Origin of the sequence: Streptomyces sp. FXJ1.172, from assembly GCF_001636945.3 — a bacterium.
Classification (GTDB): domain Bacteria; phylum Actinomycetota; class Actinomycetes; order Streptomycetales; family Streptomycetaceae; genus Streptomyces.
Window position 1 is genome coordinate 937,341 of record NZ_CP119133.2, and the last position, 23,687, is coordinate 961,027.

20 protein-coding genes and 3 pseudogenes are annotated in these 23,687 nt (G+C 70.3%); 11 read left to right on the forward strand and 12 right to left on the reverse strand.

The window, feature by feature from the left end:
• Window positions 1-113 precede the first annotated feature (113 nt).
• Window positions 114-812 carry an SDR family NAD(P)-dependent oxidoreductase gene (locus A6P39_RS04585; RefSeq protein WP_067047267.1) on the reverse strand — a complete coding sequence of 233 codons (699 nt, stop codon included), beginning with the start codon at window positions 810-812 and terminating at the stop codon, window positions 114-116.
• A gap of 104 nt (window positions 813-916) precedes the next feature.
• On the opposite strand from A6P39_RS04585, the gene A6P39_RS04590 reads away from it, so the two are divergent.
• Window positions 917-1,792 (forward strand): helix-turn-helix transcriptional regulator, encoded by an 876-nt coding sequence (locus A6P39_RS04590; protein ID WP_067047264.1) that lies wholly within the window; start codon window positions 917-919, stop codon window positions 1,790-1,792.
• Between the two features lie 232 nt (window positions 1,793-2,024).
• On the opposite strand, the gene A6P39_RS04595 is transcribed toward A6P39_RS04590, so the two are convergent.
• A complete protein-coding gene (locus A6P39_RS04595) occupies window positions 2,025-2,942 on the reverse strand; it encodes an endo-beta-N-acetylglucosaminidase H (protein WP_067047261.1) in 918 nt (305 codons plus the stop codon).
• A gap of 195 nt (window positions 2,943-3,137) precedes the next feature.
• Window positions 3,138-3,443 carry a hypothetical protein gene (locus A6P39_RS04600; protein WP_067047258.1) on the reverse strand — a complete coding sequence of 102 codons (306 nt, stop codon included), beginning with the start codon at window positions 3,441-3,443 and terminating at the stop codon, window positions 3,138-3,140.
• 420 nt (window positions 3,444-3,863) lie between these two features.
• On the opposite strand from A6P39_RS04600, the gene A6P39_RS04605 reads away from it, so the two are divergent.
• On the forward strand, window positions 3,864-4,889 hold the full coding sequence (locus tag A6P39_RS04605; protein WP_331454094.1) for an alpha/beta hydrolase: 1,026 nt from the start codon (window positions 3,864-3,866) through the stop codon (window positions 4,887-4,889).
• 116 nt (window positions 4,890-5,005) lie between these two features.
• Here the strand turns inward: A6P39_RS04605 and A6P39_RS04610 are convergent, their stop codons facing one another.
• The 4 genes and pseudogenes from A6P39_RS04610 to A6P39_RS04630 all read right to left on the reverse strand — a co-directional run bounded on the left by A6P39_RS04610 (window position 5,006) and on the right by A6P39_RS04630 (window position 7,380).
• The gene (locus A6P39_RS04610; RefSeq protein ID WP_275883805.1) at window positions 5,006-5,152 is read right to left on the reverse strand and encodes a hypothetical protein; all 147 of its coding nucleotides are present in this window, start codon (window positions 5,150-5,152) and stop codon (window positions 5,006-5,008) included.
• Window positions 5,153-5,202: 50 nt separating this feature from the next.
• A pseudogene (locus A6P39_RS45390) lies at window positions 5,203-6,059 on the reverse strand (beta-ketoacyl-[acyl-carrier-protein] synthase family protein).
• Window positions 6,056-6,316: an acyl carrier protein gene (locus tag A6P39_RS04625; protein WP_067047252.1), complete on the reverse strand. Its 261-nt coding sequence runs from the start codon at window positions 6,314-6,316 to the stop codon at window positions 6,056-6,058. Before A6P39_RS04625 ends, A6P39_RS45390 begins: the two are co-directional and overlap by 4 nt.
• A gap of 44 nt (window positions 6,317-6,360) precedes the next feature.
• On the reverse strand, window positions 6,361-7,380 hold the full coding sequence (locus A6P39_RS04630) for a 3-oxoacyl-ACP synthase III family protein (RefSeq protein WP_067047249.1): 1,020 nt from the start codon (window positions 7,378-7,380) through the stop codon (window positions 6,361-6,363).
• Window positions 7,381-7,600: 220 nt separating this feature from the next.
• Here A6P39_RS04630 and A6P39_RS04635 point away from each other — a divergent pair, with 220 nt between their 5' ends.
• From A6P39_RS04635 to A6P39_RS04645, 4 genes and pseudogenes are all read left to right on the forward strand, one after another.
• Window positions 7,601-8,527, forward strand: coding sequence for an alpha/beta fold hydrolase (locus A6P39_RS04635; RefSeq protein WP_199840825.1), 927 nt, complete (start codon window positions 7,601-7,603; stop codon window positions 8,525-8,527).
• 3 nt (window positions 8,528-8,530) lie between these two features.
• Window positions 8,531-8,890: pseudogene (locus tag A6P39_RS45395) on the forward strand (AMP-binding protein); the annotation flags it as partial.
• A gap of 184 nt (window positions 8,891-9,074) precedes the next feature.
• On the forward strand, window positions 9,075-9,962 hold the full coding sequence (locus A6P39_RS04640) for an NAD-dependent epimerase/dehydratase family protein (RefSeq protein WP_067047246.1): 888 nt from the start codon (window positions 9,075-9,077) through the stop codon (window positions 9,960-9,962).
• Entirely contained in the window at window positions 9,959-10,615 is a 657-nt protein-coding gene (locus tag A6P39_RS04645) for an acyl-CoA desaturase (RefSeq protein WP_067047242.1), read from the forward strand. Before A6P39_RS04640 ends, A6P39_RS04645 begins: the two co-directional genes overlap by 4 nt.
• A gap of 42 nt (window positions 10,616-10,657) precedes the next feature.
• Here A6P39_RS04645 and A6P39_RS04650 read toward each other — a convergent pair whose 3' ends face one another.
• A complete protein-coding gene (locus A6P39_RS04650) occupies window positions 10,658-11,191 on the reverse strand; it encodes a GNAT family N-acetyltransferase (RefSeq protein WP_067047239.1) in 534 nt (177 codons plus the stop codon).
• A gap of 434 nt (window positions 11,192-11,625) precedes the next feature.
• Here A6P39_RS04650 and A6P39_RS04655 point away from each other — a divergent pair, with 434 nt between their 5' ends.
• The 4 genes from A6P39_RS04655 (at window position 11,626) to sufC (ending at window position 18,569) form a co-directional block, all read left to right on the forward strand.
• Window positions 11,626-14,559, forward strand: a complete 2,934-nt coding sequence (locus A6P39_RS04655; RefSeq protein ID WP_159396094.1) for an AfsR/SARP family transcriptional regulator — start codon at window positions 11,626-11,628, stop codon at window positions 14,557-14,559.
• Window positions 14,560-15,314: 755 nt separating this feature from the next.
• Window positions 15,315-16,925, forward strand: coding sequence for a hypothetical protein (locus A6P39_RS04660; RefSeq protein ID WP_067047234.1), 1,611 nt, complete (start codon window positions 15,315-15,317; stop codon window positions 16,923-16,925).
• A gap of 88 nt (window positions 16,926-17,013) precedes the next feature.
• A complete protein-coding gene (locus tag A6P39_RS04665; protein WP_067047231.1) occupies window positions 17,014-17,508 on the forward strand; it encodes a hypothetical protein in 495 nt (164 codons plus the stop codon).
• Between the two features lie 293 nt (window positions 17,509-17,801).
• On the forward strand, window positions 17,802-18,569 hold the full coding sequence (sufC, locus tag A6P39_RS04670; protein WP_067047228.1) for a Fe-S cluster assembly ATPase SufC: 768 nt from the start codon (window positions 17,802-17,804) through the stop codon (window positions 18,567-18,569).
• A gap of 330 nt (window positions 18,570-18,899) precedes the next feature.
• On the opposite strand, the gene A6P39_RS04675 is transcribed toward sufC, so the two are convergent.
• A complete protein-coding gene (locus A6P39_RS04675) occupies window positions 18,900-19,073 on the reverse strand; it encodes a hypothetical protein (protein WP_159396093.1) in 174 nt (57 codons plus the stop codon).
• Between the two features lie 17 nt (window positions 19,074-19,090).
• Between A6P39_RS04675 and A6P39_RS04680 the strand changes: the two are divergent.
• Window positions 19,091-20,059: pseudogene (locus A6P39_RS04680) on the forward strand (SpoIIE family protein phosphatase); the annotation flags it as partial.
• Between the two features lie 94 nt (window positions 20,060-20,153).
• Here the strand turns inward: A6P39_RS04680 and A6P39_RS04685 are convergent.
• From A6P39_RS04685 to A6P39_RS04695, 3 genes are all read right to left on the reverse strand, one after another.
• Window positions 20,154-20,360 (reverse strand): hypothetical protein, encoded by a 207-nt coding sequence (locus A6P39_RS04685; RefSeq protein WP_067047225.1) that lies wholly within the window; start codon window positions 20,358-20,360, stop codon window positions 20,154-20,156.
• Window positions 20,361-20,369: 9 nt separating this feature from the next.
• Entirely contained in the window at window positions 20,370-21,725 is a 1,356-nt protein-coding gene (locus A6P39_RS04690) for a diaminopimelate decarboxylase (RefSeq protein ID WP_067047222.1), read from the reverse strand.
• Between the two features lie 256 nt (window positions 21,726-21,981).
• Complete coding sequence (locus A6P39_RS04695; RefSeq protein ID WP_079133460.1) at window positions 21,982-23,628, reverse strand: PucR family transcriptional regulator; 1,647 nt, start codon at window positions 23,626-23,628, stop codon at window positions 21,982-21,984.
• Between the last annotated feature and the right edge of the window lie 59 nt (window positions 23,629-23,687).

Below are 23,687 nucleotides of genomic sequence, written 5' to 3' on the forward strand. Positions count from 1 at the left end.
ACTGACGCCCAAGATTGGTCACGATGCGGTCCGCGCCCTGGAGCCGCCCCGAATACGGCAACGACCTCCGGGAGTCCTCATGGCCTGACATGGCTGATCGGGCACGGCCGGTTTCAGGACCAGGCGATATCGCCGTGGCGGGCGACGAAACGCCCGGTGCCGGCACCGGGCTCCTCGACGGCAAGAGCGACGACCGCGTCCGTGCCCTCAGCGACGGTCTGGTGGCCGCTGTGACCGTTGAGGTCGGTCGCGGTGTAGCCGGGGTCCACGGCGTTGACGCGGATGCCCTTGAGCCCCTTGGCGTACTGCGTGGTCAACATCGTCAGCGCCGCCTTCGAGGAAGCGTACAGCGGCGCGATCACACGCGACTCGGGCCGGCCGGGGTCGTGGGTGAGGGCGAGGGAGCCCATGCCGCTGCTGACGTTGAGGATCACGGGGTCGTCCGAGCGTCGCAGCAGCGGCAAGAACGCGGTGGTGGTGCGGACGACGCCGATGACGTTGACGTCGAGGACGGCGAGGGCGTCAGCGGCGGTGAGGTCACCGGGATCGCCGACGGGGCCGTGCACACCGGCGTTGTTGATCAGGACGTCGATCCTGCCCTCGTGTTCGGCGACGTTCGCGGCCGCGGCGGCCACGGACGCGTCGTCGGTCACGTCGATGGGGACATAGCGTGCGCCGAGCGCGGCGGCGGCCTCCTCGCCCTGCTCGCGGTTGCGGGCTCCGACGAGCACGGCGTGGCCACACTCGATCAGGCGGCGGGCGGTCTCGCGGCCGAGGCCCTTGTTGGCTCCGGTGATGAAGGTGATCGTCATGCTTCGATGCTGGACCCGACGGTGGGGGCGGACCAGGGAAGTTTCGACGGTAGGAAGACCAGTACCACCCTCGCGCCCACACGCACGAGCGGGGGTGCAGGAGGATGGAGATCATGTCGAGGACACCCGGAACGGGACTGGGCGCGATGATCCGCACATGGCGGGATCGGCTGCCCCCGTCGGCCGCCGGGCTGCCAGTGGCACGCGGGCGCCGGGCGGCCGGACTGCGGCGTGAGGAACTGGCTGACCTGGCCGGGGTATCGGTCGACTACATCGTGCGTCTGGAGCAGGGGCGAGCCACGACACCCTCGGCGTCGGTGGTGGCGTCCCTGGCGCGCGCCCTGCAGCTGTCCACCGCCGAGCGGGACCATCTGTTCCGGCTGGCCCAGCTCGCCCCGCCGGGGGTCGGCGCGATCTCCGACCATCTTCCGCCCGGCATGCAGCGGGTGCTCGCCCGCCTCGGGGACGTGGCGGTCGCCGTGTTCGCGGCGGACTGGCACCTGGTGTGGTGGAACCACGGGTGGGCCGCCCTGCTGGGCGACCCCTCCGTCTCGCCGCCGCGACTGCGCAATTTCGCCCGCGACAGGTTCCCGGTGGACGCCGGCCCCGCCCGCCTCGCGCTGTGGCCGGTGACCGAGGCGGACCGTGCCGCCACCGACGCCGCCGTCGTCTCCGACCTGCGCCGCGCCACCGGCCGGTTCCCCCAGGACAGCCGCTTGTCCGCGCTTGTCCGCGATCTGAACGCGGGCAACAGGAGATTCGCCGAGCTGTGGGCGACCGGAGCGGTGGCCGCACACCGCGAGGACCACAAGACGATCGACCACCCGTCGGTGGGCCCGGTCACGGTGGACTGCGACGTCCTGAACGACGGCGACTCCGAACTCAAAATCGTGATCATGACCGCCGTGCCCGGTAGTGAGGACGAGACCAAGCTCCGGCTCATCGCCATCGCCGGCCCACCGGCCACCACGCCCGACTGAAGTGGGCGTCTCTTCGGACTTCGGCAGTAAGCCGCCCCTCGGCGGCTGTAGTCGGGACCGCTCGTCCGATGGCCGGCACCCATGACTGGCCATCCGGTGCAGCTCCAGCTCAGGGCGTTACGTGCGACCGCGCCTCCGACATCGTTGTCGAAAGCGCGGCCTGCCCGGCGCGCGGGCCTACGGGATGCAGCAAGCCCCGAGAGGGCACCGGATGCCTGGGAGTGCGGTCGGCCTATGGCGTGTAGACGGCGTCACTGCCGTACAGCTCCCTGGTGAACGCGGAGACATCGGCGCTGCGATCGGCGCCGTCCAGGTTGTATGTCAGATAGACGCCGTACCCCTCACCGACCGTGCGGCGAGCGAGGTCGGCGGCCGTGCTCTGCGGGGTCCCGCCGATCTCGACGGCCGCCGGCGACAGCTTCGACTTGGGCAGTGCGATGCCGGGGACCTGCCAGGTGCCGTAGTACGGGTTCCAGGCGTAGTCGAACTTGGACGAGACGTCGACGCCGCCGTAGGACAGGCGCGACGCGGCCGGGCCGATGTCGTAGAGGCTGATGATCTTGTCCGGCATGTCGGCGCGCAGTGCCGACACCAGGTACACGAACGAGCTGCCGTTGGGCTGGCCGGTGCCGTTGTTGCCGTACTCGGCGTACTCGTCGTCGAAGTCGATGCCGTCGAGGCCGTACTTGGCCACGGTGTCCGACAGTTGTTTCGCGAACGTCGAAGCCGCCCGCCGGGACGGGAAGTTGGCGAAGCCCGCGCCCTGGTGGTTGCCGAGCACCGAGAGGACGACCTTGATGCCCTTCTGCTGCAGCGGCCGTATCTGCGTGGCGGCGTTGTCGAGGACGCGCTGCACGTTGTCGTTGAAGTACAGGTACGCCGACTTCGTGCTCGTGTCGTAGTTGATGTTCGCCGCGAAGATCACAGCGACGTCGAAGACGTTGCCGCCACCGCTCGCGAGGGTGTACTTGCCGACGTTCAGCATGCTGTTGTTGTTCACCTCGACATACGCCACCGAGGTTGGTCCTTGTTTCGCGGGAGCGGGGGCCGCTGCCGCGTCGGTCGTGGCGGTCGCGCCGAAGGCGAGGGCCGTGACGGCCGAGAACGCGAGCGCGGTCTGCCGCACTCTGCTCCGCATCAGGGTGAACATCGTTGATCGGTCTCCCCTCGCATGGATCGGCGCCCGGCCTGTTCGCAAGCGCCGAGTGAGCCCCCGATCTTTCCGCTCCCGTGACCAAATCCCCAGAACCATGCGAGAACTCTTCACGACTCCCACGCACGTCACGACGTCCCGACGGCCTTACGAATGACCGCCTCAGGGCCACGCCTGGAAGGCAGGACAAGCTCAGCCGAAGCGAACGCTTCGCGCAACGAACGAGGCACCGTTCACAGCCGAACCGCTCGGCAGAGTGATCGCCGTGCCGACGCAGCCGGGCTCCGGGAAGACAGTGGCCCTCTTGTCCGTGTAGTTGATCACCGTGTGCGCAGCACTGTGCAGTAGGTAGCACTCGCCGTCATTCGGGCTCTGGAGTGTGAACTCTTCCCCGTTCACGTTCGCGTAGGTGAAGTTGCCCGTGGTGGCCTGAGCTGTGGCGGGCAGTCCCAGAGACAGGGTGAGAGCGGCGCCGGCCGCCAAGGCCGCCCGTTGCATACGACCGAGTGTTCCCATGGCTTCTCCCAAGATATTTCAGGGATGTTCTGGGTCCACACCGTAGAGTCCGGCGCCCTCGGAACTCCGGACCGACCGCAGCCGCCTCACCCCGACGGGGGGCCAGATTCACCTGGCGCCGGTTCCGCAACGTGCCTTCGTCCGAGACACACCGCCTGGACCGCGGGATCGTCGCGATCGGCGTCAACCCGGATGTCGTGATTTCGCATTAAAGACCTGCTGGACGGCTGGATGAAGCAACCTCCGGCCCGGCACGCCCATCAAACGGGACGGAACTGACCTTCTTGCCCCCTTTGGGGCAGTACCAGCCGGAGCCGCAAGATGAGTAACCGATCCGCCGGGGTCCACCGGTCCCGTGGCCGACGCCGTGCGTCCCGTGCCCGTCGCTGGATCGTCGGGGCGGTGTCCGTGGCCACGCTCGGACTGGTCGCCTGGCAGGTGATGAGCCACTACGAGATCCCGCCGTTCACGGACAAGGGCGACCCTGTCAACTACGACCAGGCCGGCGGCGCGCAGCACGGGAAGAGCGCGAAGGCCGCCGACTCGCGCACGTCGATGCCCACGGGCCCCAAGGCCGAGTTCAGGAACGTCAAGACCCTGAGCGACGGCACCCACGTCAGCGTCGTCACCCTGGACGGACCCAAGTCCGGGTTCAGGGGCAAGGTGTGGGTCTGGGCGCCCAAGGAGTACCAGGACGCGAAGTTCGCCGCGAGCGGCTTCCCTGTGATGATCGCCTTGCCCGGAGGTCCCGGCAACGACAGCAACTACTGGTCGGTGGGTGAGTTCGGCCCAAACCGGCTCTCGCTGGAGAAGAGCATCTCCAAGTGGTACGAGCAGGGCCGGAGCAAGCCCTTCCTGCTGGCCATGCCGATCCTCAATCCTGGGCCGGACACACACGGCATCTACTGGGACGCCAGTGACATCCCTGACCAGCCGAAGATGGGCACATGGCTGACAGAGGACGTCCCGGACCTGATGAAGGCCAACTTCCGCACCATCAAAGACCGTGCGGGCTGGAGCTACATGGGTTCCTCCACCGGTGGCTTCGCAAGCCTGAAGGCCGTCCTGAAGCACCCCGACAAGTTCAAGACCGCCATCGCCAACGGCCCCGACATCGTCCCCGACTCCCCGCTGTGGCGGGGCCACGAGACGGAGATGCGGGAGAACAATCCCAAGGTGCTGGCCAAGCAACTGGCGGCCGCCAAGGGGCCGGACGTCTACGTCGCGTTCCAGGTCGGCACGAGGGAGAACCTCGCGACCATCAACGCCGTCAAGAACTTCATGGCCGCCTACGGCAAGGGCCCGGTCCACACGAGGCTGTGGGAGATACCCGGCGGCACCCACAACGGCGCCACCTACCTGAAGGAGATGGAAGGACCCACGCAATGGATCAGCGAGCAGATGGAGGGCCCCATTCCGTCCTCCTGAGTCCGAGGTGGGGGGGCCGGCGGAGATGAAGCCACCGAGCCCGTGGCCACCGGCCAAGGCTCGGAACGTGGCGTTGAGCAGCCGACCAGCACTGCCGTCAGCAAGGTTGCGGGGCGTCAGCGGTCCTGCGCCATCTCGTCATCACGGCCGGTGTCGCTCGGGCACAGCCGCACGCAGCACTCCCCGGGCTCGGGAGCCAGGACCGCATGTACTCCGTTGACCTCAAGGCCGCCCAGGTAACCGGAGAGGAAGGCCTGGTTCATGCCGCACACCAGGTCCGGAGCCTTCGCGGCCAGAAGCCTCAACGACGCACTCAGAGCCAGGCGCCGGCCTTGACGACCAGGCCGGCACCCGCGTTGAACAGGACACCGGGCGCGCGTCGCTTCGGCTGCTCTACGGCAGAAAGGGTCAGCCGGTACAGGTGCACGTATTCGTCTTCGGAGAAGCGGGTGCTCCCGTCCAGGCCCTCGGCCATGACGAAGCCGTCGCGGTCAGCGGCGAACGGGCGGGACGCCTCGGTGACCGCGGCGGTCCGCTCGGACAGAGCGCCCATGCGCCAGAAGCCTGTCACGGTCGTGCGGCTGATGGCGGTTTCCGCGCCGCCCGCCACGGCCACGTCGCACAGGTCGGCGGCAAGCAGGTCACGGGCCAAAGCGATCGCGGTGGCTCCGGAGGCGCAGGCGGTTGCTGGTGCGATGCTGACACCGTGGGCGCGCAGGTCGATGGAGACCTCGCCGGTGGCCATGTTCGGGATGACCATGGGCATGGCGAGGGGGAGGTGCGGTCGGGGCCGTGCTCGTTGAGGCGCGCGTACTGTTCTTCCCACTTCTCGGTGCCGCCCATGCCGCAGCCGATCACCGTGGCCACGCGAGCCCCCTGCCAGGCCGCCGGATCCAGGCCGGCGTCGCGCACCGCCTCCCGGGCGGCGAGGACACCCAGCTTGGTGAACCGGCCCATGCGCCAGGACTTACGGCCGACCCTCCGGTCGATGTCTTCCTCTCCGAGCGGGAGACGGCAGGAGAAGTCCACAGGCAGACCGTCCAGGGTGGGGTCGCGGGTGGCGAGGGAGCGTCCCGCGCAGACCGCGTCCCAGGTGGCCTCGGCCCCTTCGCCGCCCGGCGTGACCAGGCCGAGGCCGGTGATCGCGATCGGCGGCTTCACCCGGGTCATCGGGCCGCTGCCCCGGCCGTGCGCAGCTCGTCGAGGTAGGCGGCCACCTCGGCGAGCGTCGTGGTCCGAGTGGCACGCCCGCTGTCGGCCTTCACGCCGAGGCGTTCCTCCAGGACCAGGACGAATTCGGCCAGCGCGAGGGAATCCAGCTCAAGTTGTTCCAGGGTGATGTCCGGGGACAGCTCGTCCTGGGGGATGCGGAAGGTGAGAGTGAGGGCGGCGCATACGTGGTCGTAGGTGTCGGTGGCGGCGTTCATGCGGCGTTCGTTCCTTGCGTGGTCGTCGTGCTGGGGCTGCGCCGTCAAGCCGGGCCGGGGTGCCACTCCATGAGGAGCAGTCCGGCGGAGGCTCCGCTGGCAAGACCGAGAAAGCCGACCAGAGCGCCGGGGCGCAGCCGGCCTTCACGGGCGGCCATGACGAGTTGCAGAGGCAGACTCGCGGTCGCGACGTTGCCGTAGTGGGGGAAGGCACTCACGGCCCTTTCCTCGGCGACGCCTATGGAGTCCAGGATGGCGCGGGTGAAGTAGGCGGATGCCTGATGCAGGCAGACGAGATCGAGATCGTCGGGCTTGACGCCCCACTCGCGCAGCACGTCCACAGCCTCCTTCTCCATCCCCGAGAAGGAGACGGCCAGAGCCCGGGAGTCGAAGCGGGCGGAGAGAACCGGCGCATCCGATGAGTAGTACGGGTTGGAGACGGTGGCCGCCCGCCAGCCGGCCGAGTTGGTGCGGAAGCCGATGCCGAGCAGGCCGGGGTGGTCGCTCGCCTCCAGCAGCAGCGCCGCCCCCAGATCGCCGAGCGTGAGGGCGGGCAACAGCAGGGCGAGTTCATCGCGGTCACCCACCGGCAGACGGGAGAGCACGCTGCCGCGCTCGCCGGTGACGATGAGCACCCGGCGCTGACGGCCGACCCGGATCAGCGCGTCGGCGATCTCCAGGGCGTTGAGGAGGCAATTGCAGGCATTCTGGATGTCGAACACATGTGCCGTGACCCCAAGTTTGTCGGCCACGACGTGGGCGGTGGCGGGCTCCTCCAGATCCTTGCTCGTGGCGGCGAAGATGAGCAGGTCCACGGCGTCGGAGCGCAGGTCGCTCCCGTCGATGAGCTGCCGGGCGGCTGCCGCCGCCAGATCGGAGGGCAAGGTGTCCGCGGGCGCCACACGACGCTCCTCCATGCCGAACGTCTGTCGCAACAGTCCAGGCATCGGGCGGACGCCGGGGTGTCGGGAGCGGAACTCGTCCTCGATCTCCTCGCCGGTCTGACGGTCCGCGGGCACATGGACGGCGACCCGGCGGATCGTGCTGTAGCGGGGCTCTGTCATGGAATGGGGTTGTTGTCTCCGCGGCGCGGGCCGCAGTCGTCGAGGGCTGTAGGCGTCGAGGGCCGTCGGGGACGGCCCGGGCCAATGAAATGAGATGACGGCGCTGCCCGCAAACGGATGCCGACCCCGATACGCCCGCTGGAGTGATCATGAACAAGCGCCCCACTCCTTGGAGTTACGCGCGCCACGGGGAGCGTCCCGCAGCGCCGACGATGCTCCGGTGTCGCTGACCGAGCCAGAACTCCCCCACACCGACTACGACTTCACCCCGCACTGGTTCGAGCACGCAGGCGTGCGCCAGCACTACCTCGACGAGGGGGCGGGCGAACCGCTGCTCATGCTGCACGGCAACCCCACCTGGAGCTACATGTGGCGGCACCTGGTGCGGGACCTGCGCGCCGACCACCGGTGCATCGTCCCCGACCACATCGGCATGGGCCTGTCCGACCGCCCTGCCGAGTCCGTCTACACGTACACCGCCGCCAGCCGCCTGGCGGATCTGGAACGTCTGGTGCGGCACCTGCTGACCGAACGGGGCCTGCCCGACCGCGGCTGGACGCTGGTGGGGCACGACTGGGGCGGCATCATCGGCATGGCCTGGGCGCGCCGCCGGCCCGACTGGGTCTCCCGCATCGTCATGCTCAACTCCACAGCCTTCACCATGCCGGACGGCTACCGCCTGCCGTGGTTCTTGCGGCTGATCCGCAGCGGGGGCCGCCTTCCGGCATGGTTCGTGCACCGCACCAATGCCTTCGCCCTGGCCGCCTCCCGCCTCGGGGTGACCTCACCGCCGCCCGTGCGGGTGCGCCGTGCCTACACGGCTCCCTACCGAGTCGAGCAACAGCGGCTTGCGGTGGTGCGTTTCGTCCAGGACATTCCGCTGGCTCCGGTCGATCCGGCGTGGCCGCTGATCGACGTGGGCCCCGTCGAGACACCGGAGATGGCCTCGCTGCCCATGCTCGTGTGCTGGGGCGGCCGTGACCCGGTCTTCGACCACCGCTTCCTCGCCGAGTGGGTGCGCCGCTTCCCCGCCGCCGACGTGCACCTGTTTCCCCACGCCGGCCACTTCGTCCAGGAGGACGCCCGCGACGAAGTCATCGCCTGCGTACGGGAATTCCTCGGCCGCCACACGGAAGGGCGGAGCTGAGCCGTGTCCCCCTCCACGACCGCCACGGCCGGAACACGGAGCGGGCTGTTGGGCCGGCTGTCACATTGGCAGCACATCCAGCCCACCACGGTCGCACTCGACACGTTCCGCGGCCGGCGCCGGCAACGGATCACCTGCGCCGGCTTGTACGCCCGGTGCCTGCGCACCGCGGACGCGTTGGCCATCGCGGGCATCGGTCCGGGCACGCGGGCGGTGGTGATGACCCGCCGCCCGTTTGACCTGCTCACCACGGTCTACGCGTTGTCCGCGCGCGGGGCCTGCGCCGTGCTGATCGATCCCGGCCTGCCCCGTGCTGCGCTGCGCCGGTGCCTGCGGGAGGCCGCCCCGCAGGCATTCGTGGGAGAACCGCTCGCACACGCGGCACGCGTGCTGCGTGGTTGGGCCCCCAGCGTTGGTCGACGCCGGCGACGACCGGTATGCCCTAGATCGAGAGAAGCGTGCTCGGCCAGTGGGCACGACGCCGTCTGGCAGCGGACACCCTCGCCTCGAAGGCGGCCGAGAATCACGTCGGAACGGATGATGACGCATGAAGATCCTCGTCACCGGCGGCAGCGGATTCCTCGGCGCGGAGATCTGCCGGCACCTCGCGGCCCGCGGTCACCAGGTACGTTCCCTGCAACGCGGCCACCGGCCACTGCCGGCGAACGGGGCCGAGGCCGTGTTGGGTGACATCCGCGACGCCAAGACGGTCGCCGACGCCGTACGCGGGTGTGACGCCGTCGTGCACACGGCCGCGCTGGCCGGCCTATGGGGACCGCGACGCGACTTCGCGTCCACCAACACCGCGGGAACCGCGGCCGTGCTCGACGCCTGCCGGCGCCATGGAGTACCCCGGTTGGTCCACTGCTCCAGCGCCAGCGTGGTCTTCGCCGGAAAGGACCTGGAGGGCGTCGACGAGTCCGCCCCGTACCCCAGGCGGTTCCTCGCCCCGTACCCCTGGTCCAAGGCCCGGGCCGAGAAGATGGTGCTGGCCGCCAATAGCCCACGACTGGCCACCGTGTCCCTGCGCCCCCACTTGGTCTGGGGTGAGGGCGATCCGCACCTGCTGCCCGGGCTGCGCGCCGCGATCCGGCGGGGGCAACTGCTCCTGCCCGGAACGGGTTCCAACCTCGTGGACAACGTCCACGTCGCCGACGCCGCCCGGGCACACGTCCTCGCCGTGGAAGGACTCGCGGCACACTCCCCACTGGCAGGAGCCAGTTACTTCATCACCCAGGGCCGTCCCTGCTCCCTCGCAGCCACCATCCGCGGCCTGCTCGCACACCATGGCATCACCGCAGAGATCCGCAAGGTCCCCGCCACAGCCGCACGCGCCGCCGCCGTACTCCTCGAAGCCACGGCGAAAGCAAGGCGCAACCGGCACCGCCTACGGCTGACGCGCTTCCTGGCCGCCGAACTCACCCACGCCCGGTGATCGCCTGGGTGGCCGACCACCGCAAGCACCACCAGTTCGCCGATGCCCCCGGAGACCCGCATTCACCCTGGAAGTTCGGCACCAGCCCGTGGGCCCTGACCCGGGGCATGCTCCACGCCCACCTCGGATGGCTGTTCCACGAGCACGCGCCCTTCGTACGCTACGCCCCGGACCTGCTCAGAGACCCGGTGGCGATGCGGGCATCACGCGCGTACTGGAAGCTGGTGGCAGTCTCCGTGCTGCTGCCGCCGCTCCTGGGCGGGATTCTGATCTGGTCGTGGGCCGGTGCCCTGTCGGCGTTCTTCTGGGGCTCCCTGGTGCGGACGGCACTGGTCCATCATGTGGAATGGTCCATCAACTCCATCTGCCACATCGCGGGCGAGCGTCCCTTCCACTCCCGTGACCGCTCGGGCAACGTCTCGTGGCTGGCGCTGCTGACCTTCGGGGACGCCTGGCACAACCTCCACCACGCTGACCCGACCCTGGCCCGCCACGGCGCACTGCGCGGCCAGATCGACATCGCAGCCCGCATCATCAGGTGGTGCGAACTGGCAGGCTGGGTCTGGGACGTGCACTGGCCCGACACCACCCGCCTCGAGCGGCGAAAGGCACACCACTCGCAGCGTGAACCTCACTTGCCCACCACGCCCTGAGTTGCGGTCGGCTGTCCTGTGGTGATCGGCGGCTCGGGCGGTTCATGCCTGGAACTCGGTGAGATCGATGGCGTGAACGCGCAGCGGGTAGCCGAACACCGGGTGTGCCGTCTCCCGCTCGGGCACCATGCCGAGCTTGCGGATGACGTTCTCGGAGGCGTTGTCCCCCACCCGATTGATACTGATGACGCGGTCCAGGCCACGGTCCTGGAGAGCGAACTCCAGCGTGGCGTGGGCGGCTTCGGACGCGTATCCCTGGCCCCAGAACTGCGAGCCGATCCGCCAGCTGATCGCCACGGCGGGCATCACCTCCGGCAGGAACTCGGGTACGGACAGTCCCGTGAAGCCGATCAGTTCGCCCGAGGCCAGCAGCTCGACGGCGAAGAGCCCGAAGCCCTCCTCGTCCCACTCCTCCTCCCACCGCTCGATGTCTTCGGCGGTGTGGTCCAGGTCGCGCACCGAGCCATCGTCGATCCAGCGCATGACCCGGGGGTCCGCGTTGATGTCCGCCATCGGCGCGAGGTCGTCGTCGTGCCAGCCACGGAGGAGGAGGCGGGGTGTGCGAATCTCGGTCATGCACCCATCCTGCCGAAGGCACCGGCCTCATCGGTAATCCGCCGCTCGCTGTTGAGGCGGGTCGACCCGGACGGACGGTGGCGACTTGGGGCGACCTACTGGACGGCCGTGGCCGCGGCTCCCGCCGGAGCAGCGGCGCTGACGGCCGTGACGGCTCCGCCGGTGACGTCTACGGCCATGACGTGTCCTCCTGTCGGTTGGCGTGGACGAGCTGGTGGTTGTCTGCGTCGTCGCACAGCGGCACCGGGCGGCCGTCACTGCAGTTGATGGCGGAACGATTCATCGCTGTTCCTCTCGTTGCGCGGGAACGGCTGAGTGCCCCACGGTGACGCTATGGACACGGGTCCGTCGGCCGTCCTAGATTCGTCCTAGTGCCAGGTCAGCCAGGGGATCGGCGCCGATCGTCAAGTGCCGGGGGGAACATGAGATTTGGCGTGCTGGGGCCGTTACACGCCCAGATCACCGGGCGCGAGGTCCGGCTCGACGGACCGCGCCAGGCCAAGATGCTGGCCGCGCTTCTGGTCGACGCCAACAGCGTCGTCGCCATGGAACGGCTCGTCGCCGTGATGTGGGACGGGAAAGCACCCGCCACCGCGGTCCGTCAGGTCCAGGACGCTCTCTCCGGGCTGCGCCGCAACCTCGCCGCGTGCGGAGCATCCCGCTCCTTGATCAGCACCCGTCGCGGCGGCTACCAGATCCACCTGACTCCAGATCAGCTCGACCTGCTGGAGTTCGACCACGAGCGGCATCTCGCCGAAGGGCACACGAACCCGTTCGAGACAGCTGTCGCACTGCGGCGCGCGCTGGCCTGCTGGCGCGGTAACGCGCTGGTCGACATCTCCAGCCGGGTCCTGGAACTCGATGCGGCACGGCTGGACGAGAAGCGCGCGGCCACGCACAAACTGTGCCTGAGCATCGAACTCGACCTGGGGCGTCATCGTGAGGTCATCGAGGAGCTGACCGCCCTGCTGCGCGAGCACCCCTACGACGAGCAGGTCGCCGAGCACTTGATGGTCGCCCTCTACCGGTGCCGGCGACAGGGCGAGGCGCTGCAGGTGTACGAGCGGCTGCGCCGGACACTGGCAGGCGAACTCGGCGTCGACCCCACCCCGCCGATCCAGGCACTGCATCGGCGCATCCTGGTCGCCGATCCCGCCCTGGCGGCCCCTGCCCCTGCCTCCGCCCCCGCGAGTGGCCCCTCGGGCACACGGCCGGACAGTCCGGGCGCGGCGGCCGGCGAACCGGTCATGGCGATGCCGGTGCGCCAACTGCCGCTCGATGTACCCGACTTCGTGGGACGAGCCGACGCACTGGCCGAGGTCGCCCGATTACTCGACGCGTCGGCGCCGGACCGGGCCCCGGTCGCCGTCATCGTGGGCGGTCCCGGCGTCGGCAAGTCCTGTCTGGTGACGCACGCCGCGCGGCTGGCGAGCCCCACCTTCCCCGACGGCCAGCTCTACCTGAACCTCGCCGGGACATCGGACGCGCCGCGAGACCCGGCGCTGATGCTGGCCGAGGCGCTGCGCGCCCTCTCGATCGCCGGCAGCGCGATCCCGAACGGCCTGTCCGAACGGGCCGCGCTCTACCGGTCGTTGCTGGCGGACCGCCGGATGCTGGTGGTGCTGGACGATGCCGGTCACGCCGATCAAGTACTGCCGTTGCTGCCGGGGGCCGACGGCTGTGCCGTGTTGATCACCAGCCGCACTCTGCTGACGCAACTTCCCGGCGCCCGGCACATCGACCTGGACGTGCTGAGCCCGGCAGAGGCACGGGAGTTGTTCACCGGCATCGTCGGGCGGCGGCGGGTCGAGCGGGAACCGGCGGAGGCCGACGCGATCCTCGACTGCTGCGGCAACCTGCCGCTGGCGATCCGGATCGCCAGCGCCAAGCTCACCGGCCGCCCGGCCTGGTCGCTGCGGGTGCTGCGGGAACGGATCGAGGACGAGTCCCGGCGGCTGGCCGAGCTGAGGATCGGCGATCTCAGCGTGCGAGCCAGCGTCGAACTGAGCTTACGGCTGCTGCCGGCCGACGCGGTGCGCGCGCTGAGCCTGCTGGGTCTGCTCGGCGCCTACACCCTGCCCGGCTGGGTGGTCGGCCCGCTGCTGGACCGGTCGGACGCCGAGGAGGTGCTGGACACCCTCGTCGACGCCAGCCTGGTGCGGCTCACCGCCACCGACGCCATCGGCCAGCCGCGCTACCGGCTGCACGACCTGATCAGGACCTGTGCCGTGGAGACCGCCGCGCAGTTGCCGGCGGCGGACAAGCGTGGCGCGATTGTCCGGGTGCTGTCCGCCTGGCTCGACCTGGCCGGGCGCGGCACCGATCGGCTGCCGGCCGGGCTGCTGGCCGCCCCGCCCGGTTCGGCGCCGCGCCTCTCGCTGCCCGACGCGGTCGTGGACCGCTTGTTGGCCGACCCGGTCGGCTGGTTCGACGTGGAACGCGACACCCTGCTCGGCGCGGTGAAACTGGCCGTGGACTGGGGACTGGACGAGTTGGCCTGGGAGCTGGCGGCCAGCCCGGTGACCTACTACGACCACCGGTGCCTGTATCAGGACTGGGAACACGGGCATCGGCTCGCGCTGGACGCGGCCGAGGCCGCCGGCAACGCGCGCGGCGCATCGGTGCTCCTGCGCGGACTTGGCCAACTGCACATCTACCGCGACGAGTTCGACGGGGCGACCCGCGCCCTGGCGTCCTCCGTCGAACTGTGCCAGAACGGCGAGGACAAGCGTGGCGAGGCGTTGTCGATGGCGATGCTGGGCACGGTCAGCCGGGTGCAGGGCCGTTACGGCGAAGCCGCCGAACGTGTCGAGCAGGCGCTGGCCGTCGCGTCCGGTGAGGGCGACCGGCACCTCGAAGCGCAACTGTCCTGTTCGATGGCCGTGATGCGGCTCATGCAAGGCGAACTCGACGAGGCGGAGTCCTGGTTCGGCGAGGCCTTGCGTCAGGCCAGGGCGCTCGACGACGGGCACCGGGTGGCGGTCGTCCTGCGCCGGTTCAGCCGGCTGCACGATCAGCGCGGTGATCCGGACGAGGCACTGTCCTGCCTGTGGCAGGCGTTGGCCACCTTCGAGGAACTGGCCGACGAGCGGTGCGCCGCGTACACGCTGCTGGAAGTCGGCCGCGTCTATGCCGGTCAGCACGACCGGGACCGGGCGACCCCGGCGTTGGAACGCGCGGCGCACCTGTTCCACCGGCACGGCGACCGCCAGGACGAGGCCGCCTGCTGGCAGCTGATCGGCGACCTGGACGCCGCCGCCGGCGTCCACGACCTGGCGCGCCGGCACCACGGACGGGCGCTGCGGCTGTGGCAGACGATCGGTGACATGCAGCAGACGAAAGCTCCAGCGCCACCGTCGTCGCCGTGACCTGATCGACACCGTGCATCGAGGCTGAGTGGGAAACGTCCCCCTGGGCCAGCGGCGGAAGTGGTCATGGCTCTGCTTCCCTCCGATCGTCGTAACGGTCAGAGCGACCGAGACTCAATGCGGTGGCGGTGCCCGTGTCACGAAGCGGATAGCCATGCCACCCCGCGCTGGGGTGGCACGTCGGCGAACGAAGCCTCCCGCTCACTTCGTGGGCCTGTAAATTCCCTTCTGGTGATTCAGAGCGAACTCATAGGATTCGCGAACCCATTTCCCGCAATGCCACTGGCCCGCTTGCGAAGTGACGCCCTGCGGCCATGCCCCTCGGGGCAGGGAAGGGGGTCGAGGCCACCTTCCGAGAGAGCGACGGCCGTCTTGTGAGAAGGCCGCACTCCACCATTGACCTGAACCCGTCAAGTCTGCTTTGCTTCTCCGCGTCTGACAGGGCATCACCATTCCGACCAGCAAGAAGCCGCAGTGCGAAACCCTTCTCACTGCCTTTTTCATTCGTCCGGTCCAGGTCGAGAGTTTCTCCGCGGATCACAACACCGTGCATGAGTTCCCCAGCTGCCGAGCACATCGCCCGTGCAGTCACCCGGTGCCGCTCGGACCTCTCCTCCTGCTCTGCGACGAAACCGGCGTCAACGCCGGTGGCCGAATTCGGCGTGCCGAGTGATGCGCCTCGTCGACGGTCCCATGCAGTTGACCTCCGCCGGACCGACGGCGGAGGCCCGTGCGAAGGAAGGGCCCCAACACCCATGGGCATACCCCACATACGCGGCGCAGCCCGAGTGACCCTGACCGGTCTTGCGTCGTTGTCCCTCGTCACCGGTGTGGCACTCGCCTCCGTCCCCCAGGCGGCAGCCGCCACCCAGGCCACGGCTCACACAACGAGACCCAACCCCTACAGCCCGGCCTACCAGCACCCGTACCGGCACGGTGTCATCCCGACCATCCAGCAGAACGCCAAGATGAAGTCCTGGGCGTCCAACCAGCCGGCCGCCACCACGGCGACCGGACCGGAGACGTTGTCCTACGGCGGCGGCGTCGACGGCATCGGCGTCCAGAGCGGCCATTCCAAGGTCTACCTGGTCTTCTACGGCTCGCAGTGGGGCACGCAGAGCACCAACGGCAACGGCGACGCCACGTTCTCGGGCGACCCGGACGGCGCGGCCCCGGTCACCCAGGAGATGTTCAAGGGCATCGGCACCGGAAACGAGCGGTGGTCCGCGGACCTCACCCAGTGGTGTGACGGTCCCAACGTGTCGGCGGGTGCCACCAGTTGCCCGTCCAACGCGAACTTCATCCCGTACCAGAGCGGCGGCGTGCTGTCCGGCGTGTGGTACGACAACTCGGCGGCCTCACCGAGCGCCGCGACCGGGCACCAACTCGGCGCCGAAGCGGTGAAGGCAGCCGGACACTTCGGCAACACCACCGCCGCGTCCAACCGGGATGCCTACTACGTCATCCTCTCTCCGCACAACACCAATCCGGACAACTACCAGGGTCAGTACTGCGCCTGGCACGACTACAACGGCGACAGCACGCTCACCGGCGGGCCGGTGTCCTCCTCCTACGGGGACATCGCGTTCAGCAACCAGCCGTACAACATGGACTCGGGCTCGGGTTGCGGCGTCGGATTCGTCAACTCGCCCGGGACACTTGACGGCTGGACCATGACCCTCGGCCACGAATGGCACGAGATGATGTCCGATCAGAACCCGGCCGGCGGCTGGACCAACCAGACCGGAAGCTCGTACAACGGCCAGGAGAACTCCGACGAGTGCGCCTGGATCTCGCCCGGCACCACGGGTGGGGCGGCCAACGTCTCGATGGGCACCGGTACCTTCGCCGAGCAGGCGAGCTGGTCCAACGACACCAACAACTGCGCCATCTCCCATGCCATCGTCGGGGGCGGCGGTGGCGGCACCGGCGGCACCCTCACCAACGGCACCTTCGAGACCGGCAGCCTGTCGAGCTGGACGACCAGCGGCACCACCTCCGCCACCACCTCGGCGGCGCACAGCGGCAGTTACGGTGCGATGGTCGGCTCCACCAACCCGACGAACACCTCCTCGGTCTCCCAGTCCTTCACCGCCCCGTCCGGCAGCAGCAAGGTCTCCTTCTGGTACAACGTCACCTGCCCGGACACCGTGAGCTACGACTGGGCGACGGCTACCCTCCAGGACACCACGGCGGGCACCACCACAACGCTGCTCGGCAAGACCTGCACCCAGGGGGCGGGCTGGAAGCAGGTCTCCGGCACCGTGACCGCGGGGCACAACTACACGCTCACCCTCACCAACAATGACGACAACTACGTGGGTGACGCGACCTACACCTACTACGACGACGTGACTGTCTCCTGACCCTCGCACCGCACGGTGGGGGCGGGCCGACGGCCCGCCCCCACCCCCGTCCAAGCGCCCACGCCGGGCGGCATCCACCGGAGGGTCCATGTTTCCTTCGCCGGTCCGCACGATCCTCGCCCGGCGCGCGCTGCACGCCGGGCTCGCCGCCGCGGCCGTGGCAGCCGCGACCGGCGCCCTGGGCGGCTGTTCGTCCAGCCCCGCCGGATCGCCGATTCCCCCGCCGCCGTCGCATGGTCCCGCGTCTTCCGCATCCGCCAACCGGTCGGTCGTCCTCGACGAACGGGCCCGCGGAACCACGGTCCGGGTGACCGCCGGCACGCTCATCGTGGTGCGCCTGCACGGCGCCTACTGGTCGACCCCCGCCAGCTCGAACCCGCGGGTGCTCAGCCCCGTCGGCGGCGGAACCACGGCCACCGCCACCTGCCCGCCCGGCCGCGGCTGCAGCACATCCTCCGCGCAGTTCACCGCCCTGCGGCCCAGCACGGTTCACATCACCGCCCGACGCGAATCGTGCGGCGAGGCGATGCGCTGCCCGCCGGGCCAAGGACGCTACGACGTCACCGTGACCGTCACCCGATAGCACAAGGCAGCTGCGCGCAGGGTAGACCGTGTTGCCGGTCTGCTCGGGCAGGGCAGACAGCCATCCGTCGACGGCATGACCAGTGGCTGGCGGAAGGCGCATGCTGGAGGTGGCGCCACGGATGCTCAGGTCTGTGATCCCCACACGGCAGAGCTTCCGCGTACCGCCTGCCGCAGGAAGTGCGGGCACATGTCCTCGCCGCCGACGTCCGCTGCAGGGACCGCCACCCGGCCTCGGGGGCCCTCTGAATGTCCGGCCGGCGGCGGCCACAGCCGGAAGGAGGCGGAGAGCCGATGACGACACTCGAGATCCATGACGTGCACTGCTCTGTACAAACCGAGGCCGGCCCCCGAGAGATCCTGCACGGAGTGGACCTGACCGTGCGCCAAGGGGAAACACACGCGATCATGGGCCCCAACGGCTCAGGCAAAACCACTCTGGCGTACTCGCTCGCCGGGCACCCCAAGTACCACGTCACCTCTGGCACCGTCACGCTGGACGGCGAGGACGTACTGGCCATGAAGGTCGACGAGCGCGCGCGTGCCGGGATGTTCCTCGCCATGCAGTACCCGGTCGAGGTCCCGGGTGTGTCCATGTCGAACTTTCTCCGCACCGCGGCCACCGCCGTGCGCGGTGAAGCCCCCAAGCTGCGCACCTGGATGAAAGAGGTACGGGAGGCGATGGAGCGGCTTCAGATCGACCCTTCCTTCGCCGAGCGGAACGTCAACGAGGGCTTCTCCGGCGGCGAGAAGAAGCGCCACGAGATCCTTCAGTTGGAACTCCTCCAGCCCAAGATCGCCATCCTGGACGAGACCGACTCCGGGCTGGACATCGACGCTCTGCGCATCGTCTCGGAAGGCGTCAACCGCGTTCGCGCCACCGGCCGGGTCGCCACCCTGCTGATCACTCACTACACGCGCATCCTGCGCTACATCCGCCCCGATCACGTCCATGTCTTCGCCGACGGCCACATCGTCGACTCCGGCGGCCCCGAACTCGCCGAACGCCTGGAGGAAGAGGGCTACGAGACCTACGTGAAGGGCGCCACGGCCAACCGCTGACATTGCAGACCGCGTGCGGGTCCCGCCCGTGGGTCAGCGGCTGACCGCGGGCCGGACGTGGTCGGGCCGCCATGTCCGGCCGCCCGCGTCCGCGCCTTGTGAGAGCAGGGACGAGTGGGACAGGTGAGCGGGATAATGGTCATCTGGCCCACGCCGGGATGTGGCGCCTGTGCTCCGGCTGCAGCGACGGCGGGGGCCGAATACCCCGGGCGTGCGCAAGGGCAGACTCTCGCGGCGGATACTGGTCGCCTTGCTGGTGATCCTCACCGTCACGAGCGTGATCGGCTTCGCCTTGTTCGCCCTGGCCCAGCGCGACGCGCTGGATCGCCTCTACGAACAGCGGGCGGCGTCGACCGCCCAGGTCGCCGCGAGCGATCCGCGGATCGTCGACGCGATGGCCGCCGGCGCCCCGCCCAGCCCGAGCGGTGTGGTGCAGACCGAGGCGCAGCGCAGCGCCAACGCCTCCGGCGCCTCGTACGTCGTCGTGATCGATCCGCACCGCATCCGCCACTCCCATCCCCGTCGGCGACGTGGTCGGCCACGGCCTGCACGCGGCGGCGACCATGGGCCGCCTGCGCACGGCCGTCCGCAACTTCTCCGCCCTCGACCTACCGCCCGACGAACTCCTGTGGCACCTGGACGACCTGTTGGCCCGGATCGACCAGGACGAGGCGGTCGACGGCGGCCCAGCGGCGATCACCGGGGCCACCTGCCTCTACGCGATCTACGACCCGACCCGACGCCTGTGCGTGATGGCCCGGGCAGCTCATCCTCCGCCCGCCCTCGCGCTGCCCGACGGGACGGTCCACTTCCCCGACGTCCCCGCCGGACCGCCGCTCGGCCTGGTCTCCCTCCCCTTCGAGACCTCGGAAGTCGAACCGCCGGAAGGCAGCCGCATCGTGCTCTACACGGACGGGCTGATCGAACACCGCGACGGCGACATCGACGACAGCCTGACGCGGCTACGGCGCGCCCTCGCCGGCATCGGCGCAGATCGCACACCGGACGAGGCGTGCACCGCGGTACTCGACGCCGTACTGCCCGCCCGGCCCACCGACGACGTCGCCCTGCTGATCGCCCGGACCCGCGCTCTGGCCGCCGACAACATCGCCGAATGGGGGGTACCGTCCGACCCGGCGGCCGTGTCCGACGCACGGGAGCGGGTCAGCCGGCACCTCACACGCTGGGGCCTGGAGGAGGCCGGCTTCACCACCGAACTCATCCTCAGCGAACTGGTCACCAACGCCATCCGCTACGCCACCGGCCCGATCCGGGTCCACATGCTGCGCGACCGGAGCCTGATCTGTGAGGTCTCCGACTCCAGCAGTACGGCCCCGCACCTTCGCCACGCGGCCACCCCCGACGAAGGCGGCCGTGGGCTCTTCCTCGTCGCCCAACTCGCCCACCGCTGGTGCACCCGCCACCTGCCCGACGGCAACATCATCTGGGCCGAACAGGTCCTCGCCGGCCCGCCGGACGCTCAAGGCTGAGGTGACTGAAGTCCGATCCGGTCACGCGGCCGACGGCGACGCGTGCGCCGCGGCGGTCCGGCACGTTCCAGCGCCCGTGCCCCTATCCGTTGATCTATCCGATGATCTCCTTGAAGAACAACACGGCCGTGGCCGCGGTGCCGCAGCCGACACTCACGGCGACCGGCCACACGTCGCCGGCCAGGGCCGCCAGCACGGTGGCGCCGGCACCGGCCAGTGCGGCCAGCAGGAATACGATCGCAGCACGCTGGGTCAGGAGTGGCCCGTCCCTGTCGGGCCGCTCGCGTTCGCTCCGGCTCACCCTCGCCCCCTACCGGGCGTCGCGGGCCGGCACGGCCACCGGTTCGAGGCCTGCTGCCGCCACACCGTCGTACCCGGGCACGTCCCACGGATCCTGCGCCGGACGCAGGAGCGTGAACCGGATCCGCCCGTCCGGGTCCACCCGGACGCCGTGCACCGCGGGTTCGGGAAGGCTGTTGTAGTGGAACGGCGTCGAGAAGTAGTAGGCGCCGGTGTCCGGTACGACGACGAGGTCGCCGGGCTGGAGCAAAGGCAGCGCGCGGTCGCCGGCCAGCAGGTCCCCGGCGAAGCAGGCGGGGCCCGCGACGTCCTGGCGTACGAGCGGCCCCCGCTTGGCCCTGCCGGACGCGTCATGCGCCTCGATCCGCAGCGGCCAGGCGTCCGGCGCGAACACGGTCCGGGTGGCCACCTGGACACCGGCGTGGGTAAGGGCGATCGGCCGGTCACCGGAGGTCTTGGTGTACTCGACGTACGCGGCCATGAACCCGTTCTTCGCCAGCACGGACCGCCCGAACTCGGTGACGATCCGGTAGCGCCGGTCCACGAAGAGCTGCGGCGCGGCCTTCTTGAGGTGCCCGACATATGCGGCGAACGACGGCGTGACCTCATCTCCGGCGAAGTTGACCGGGAGTCCGCCGCCGATGTCGATGCCGGCGATCCGGCCGGCTCCGTACACCGCGTCCACCTGCTCGGCGAACCCGACCGCCTGCGCCACCCCCTCCGCGATCAGGGGGAGCGGGCAGCCCTGCGATCCGGTGTGCGCGTGCACCCAGGTCAGCCACGGGTGCTCGCCGAACGCCCGCACCAGCCGTTCGCGGCTGCCGGGGTCGGCCAGCGGCACACCGAACTTGGAGGTGTGTGTGGCCGTACTCATCGCGGCGATGCTTCCACCACCCACCTGCGGGTTCACCCGCACACCGATCTGCGAGCGGGAAGGACGGCCTTCGAGGATCCGGTCGATCCGCTCCAGTTCCTGGAAGCTGTCCACGTTGACGGTCACGCCCAGCGCCAACGCTCGCCGAAGCTCGTCGTTCGTCTTGGCCGGAGAGTCGAACACGATCCGCTCGGGCCGGAATCCGGCCGCCAGCGCCCGGGCCAGCTCTCCGGCGGTGGCGACCTCGCAGCCCATACCGAGACCCTTCAGTTCCCGCAGCACCGGCACCAGGCAGTTGGCCTTCGCGGCGAAGGCGTGCAGGGCGCCGGGCGCGTCGGCGAAGGCGTCGTACAAGTCCGCGACAGTCGCGGCGACACCGTCGAGGTCGACGAACGCGACAAGCCGGGACGTCTCGGGGTCCAGCAGCCCCTGTGCCACGGCCTGCTGGAGGATGCGTTCGCGCCGTGCGGCGGCGGGGGACACAGCGGTCATGATGAGCCTCCGGAGTCGGTTACGGAGTCCGGGCCAAGCCCCGGCTGTTGTCCAGGCTGCTCGTCGCGCACCGGCCGTGTCTTCGTCGCGTCGGCAGGAACAGGGCCGCCGCCAGGGCGGCCGGGCCGGGCGATCGCGCACCCCGGGCCGCGCCGTTGTGCGCGTTCACCAAAACGGCGCCCCACGATGGTGCACGCGCACGAAAGCGGCCTCCGCCATGGTGCACGCGCGCGCAGTCAGCGGCGGGGCGCCGCCTTCACCCCTTGCCTGTACCGTGCTCCCGCAGCCGTAACTCCAGCTGTGCCAGCAGACGGGCGTCCGCGCTGCCCAGGTCGAGCCCGCAGACCTGGGTGATCCGGCGCAGCCGGTAGCGCAAGCTGTTGGGGTGGATGACGAGCGCACGCGAGGCAGCGCTGACGTCGCCGAAGTGGTCCAGGTAGGCGCGGAGCGTCTCCAGCAGCCGCCCGCCACTGTCCGCGTCGTGCGCGGCCAGCCGCGCCACCGACGTCCCCGGCGCCAGCGCCACATCCCGCAGCGCCTCCATGACCTGCATGACACCGACCGTGTCCGCAACGTCCGCGGACCGGCCAACGGCGCGCGGCCCCCCTTCGTACATCAAGGCCTTCAGCGCCAGCTCGGCCGACCGACGGGACTCGGCCACCCGCGCCAGCCCCGGCACCACTTCTCCGAGCCCCACGCGCAGTTGCATGCCGGTGGCCGTCGAGGCCCGCGCGACCAGCGACTCCCCCAACCGCTTCACCTCGCCGGCGGCCCGCTCCGGATCGCGGTCGAGCGAGCTGACCAGCACCAGCAGTCTGCCGCCCGCCGACACCACCACGGCCCGGTGCCCGAAGGCGGCGCAGTGCAGCCCGAGCAGCGCGTGCCACCGGGACGGGTCGCCGTCCGCGGCCGCAGCGGCCACGGCCAGGGCGGCGCAGGGCGCCTGGGCCGTCAGCCCGGCCCGCTCCGCCAGCACTTCGGGCGATCCGCGGCCCTCCAGCAGGGCGCGCGCCGCGTCCTCCACCAAGCGGCTGTCCCCACCGCGGGTGCGTTGGTGGAGCAAGTGCGCGGCAGCCGTCCGGGCAGCCGCGCTCAGCACCTCGGACGCGTCCGGCGCCAGGGGCCGGCCCATTACCGCGGCCACCCACAAAGACCCCAGGACCTCACCGCCCGCCCGCACGGCGCACACCAGGCGCTCGGGATCCTCCCCCTGGGCCCGTCGGTACAGAACGTCGTCCGTCCCCCAAAGGGCGGCGAAGAACCCCGCCTCCCGCATCGCCGCGACACGCCAGGGCGGCACGCGGCGCCCGAGGATGGTCAGCCGGCGGATGTCGTCCACGTCCTCCTCGGTCGAGGAGTACGCCAGCACGCGTGACTCGGTGTCCTCGACGGTCACCGCGCCACCGGTGAGGGCGGCCACCGCATCGGCCAGCCCGTTGAGGTCACCCGGGGCGAGGTCCGGGGCGGCGGGCAGCGGCGGCACCCCGGCCGAGGCGAGCCCGGCCCGCAGCACGCCGACCAGCTGGGACCAGGAGCACCAGGGGGTGCGGAACAGCACCGCAGTCCCGGTCTGCCCGGCCGCCGCGCGCAGCGCCTCCGCGGCCCCGCCGGTCCGGTCCGGCCCGAACACCACCCCCGCGGCGCCCGCATCACCGGCCCGGCGCAGCACGTCCACCGCGTGGGCGGTACCCGCGTCCACACCGACGGCGAGCAGCAGTTCGCGCGGCCGGATGCCGGGGTCGCGCACGTCCAGTACGGCGACGCCCGTGACGGCCGCCGCGAGACCGCCGGGTGCCGTGTCCAGTTCCAGGGCGCCGGAGCCGACAACGGACAGCAACTGCTCCAACGACACCCGGGACTCGGCGGCGGTGCTCCACCCCGAGAGTGCCCGAAGATCCGGCATGGTCCCCCTCCCGCACGCGTCCGCGCACACGCCCGGCACGCACTGTCCAGAGGTACGAC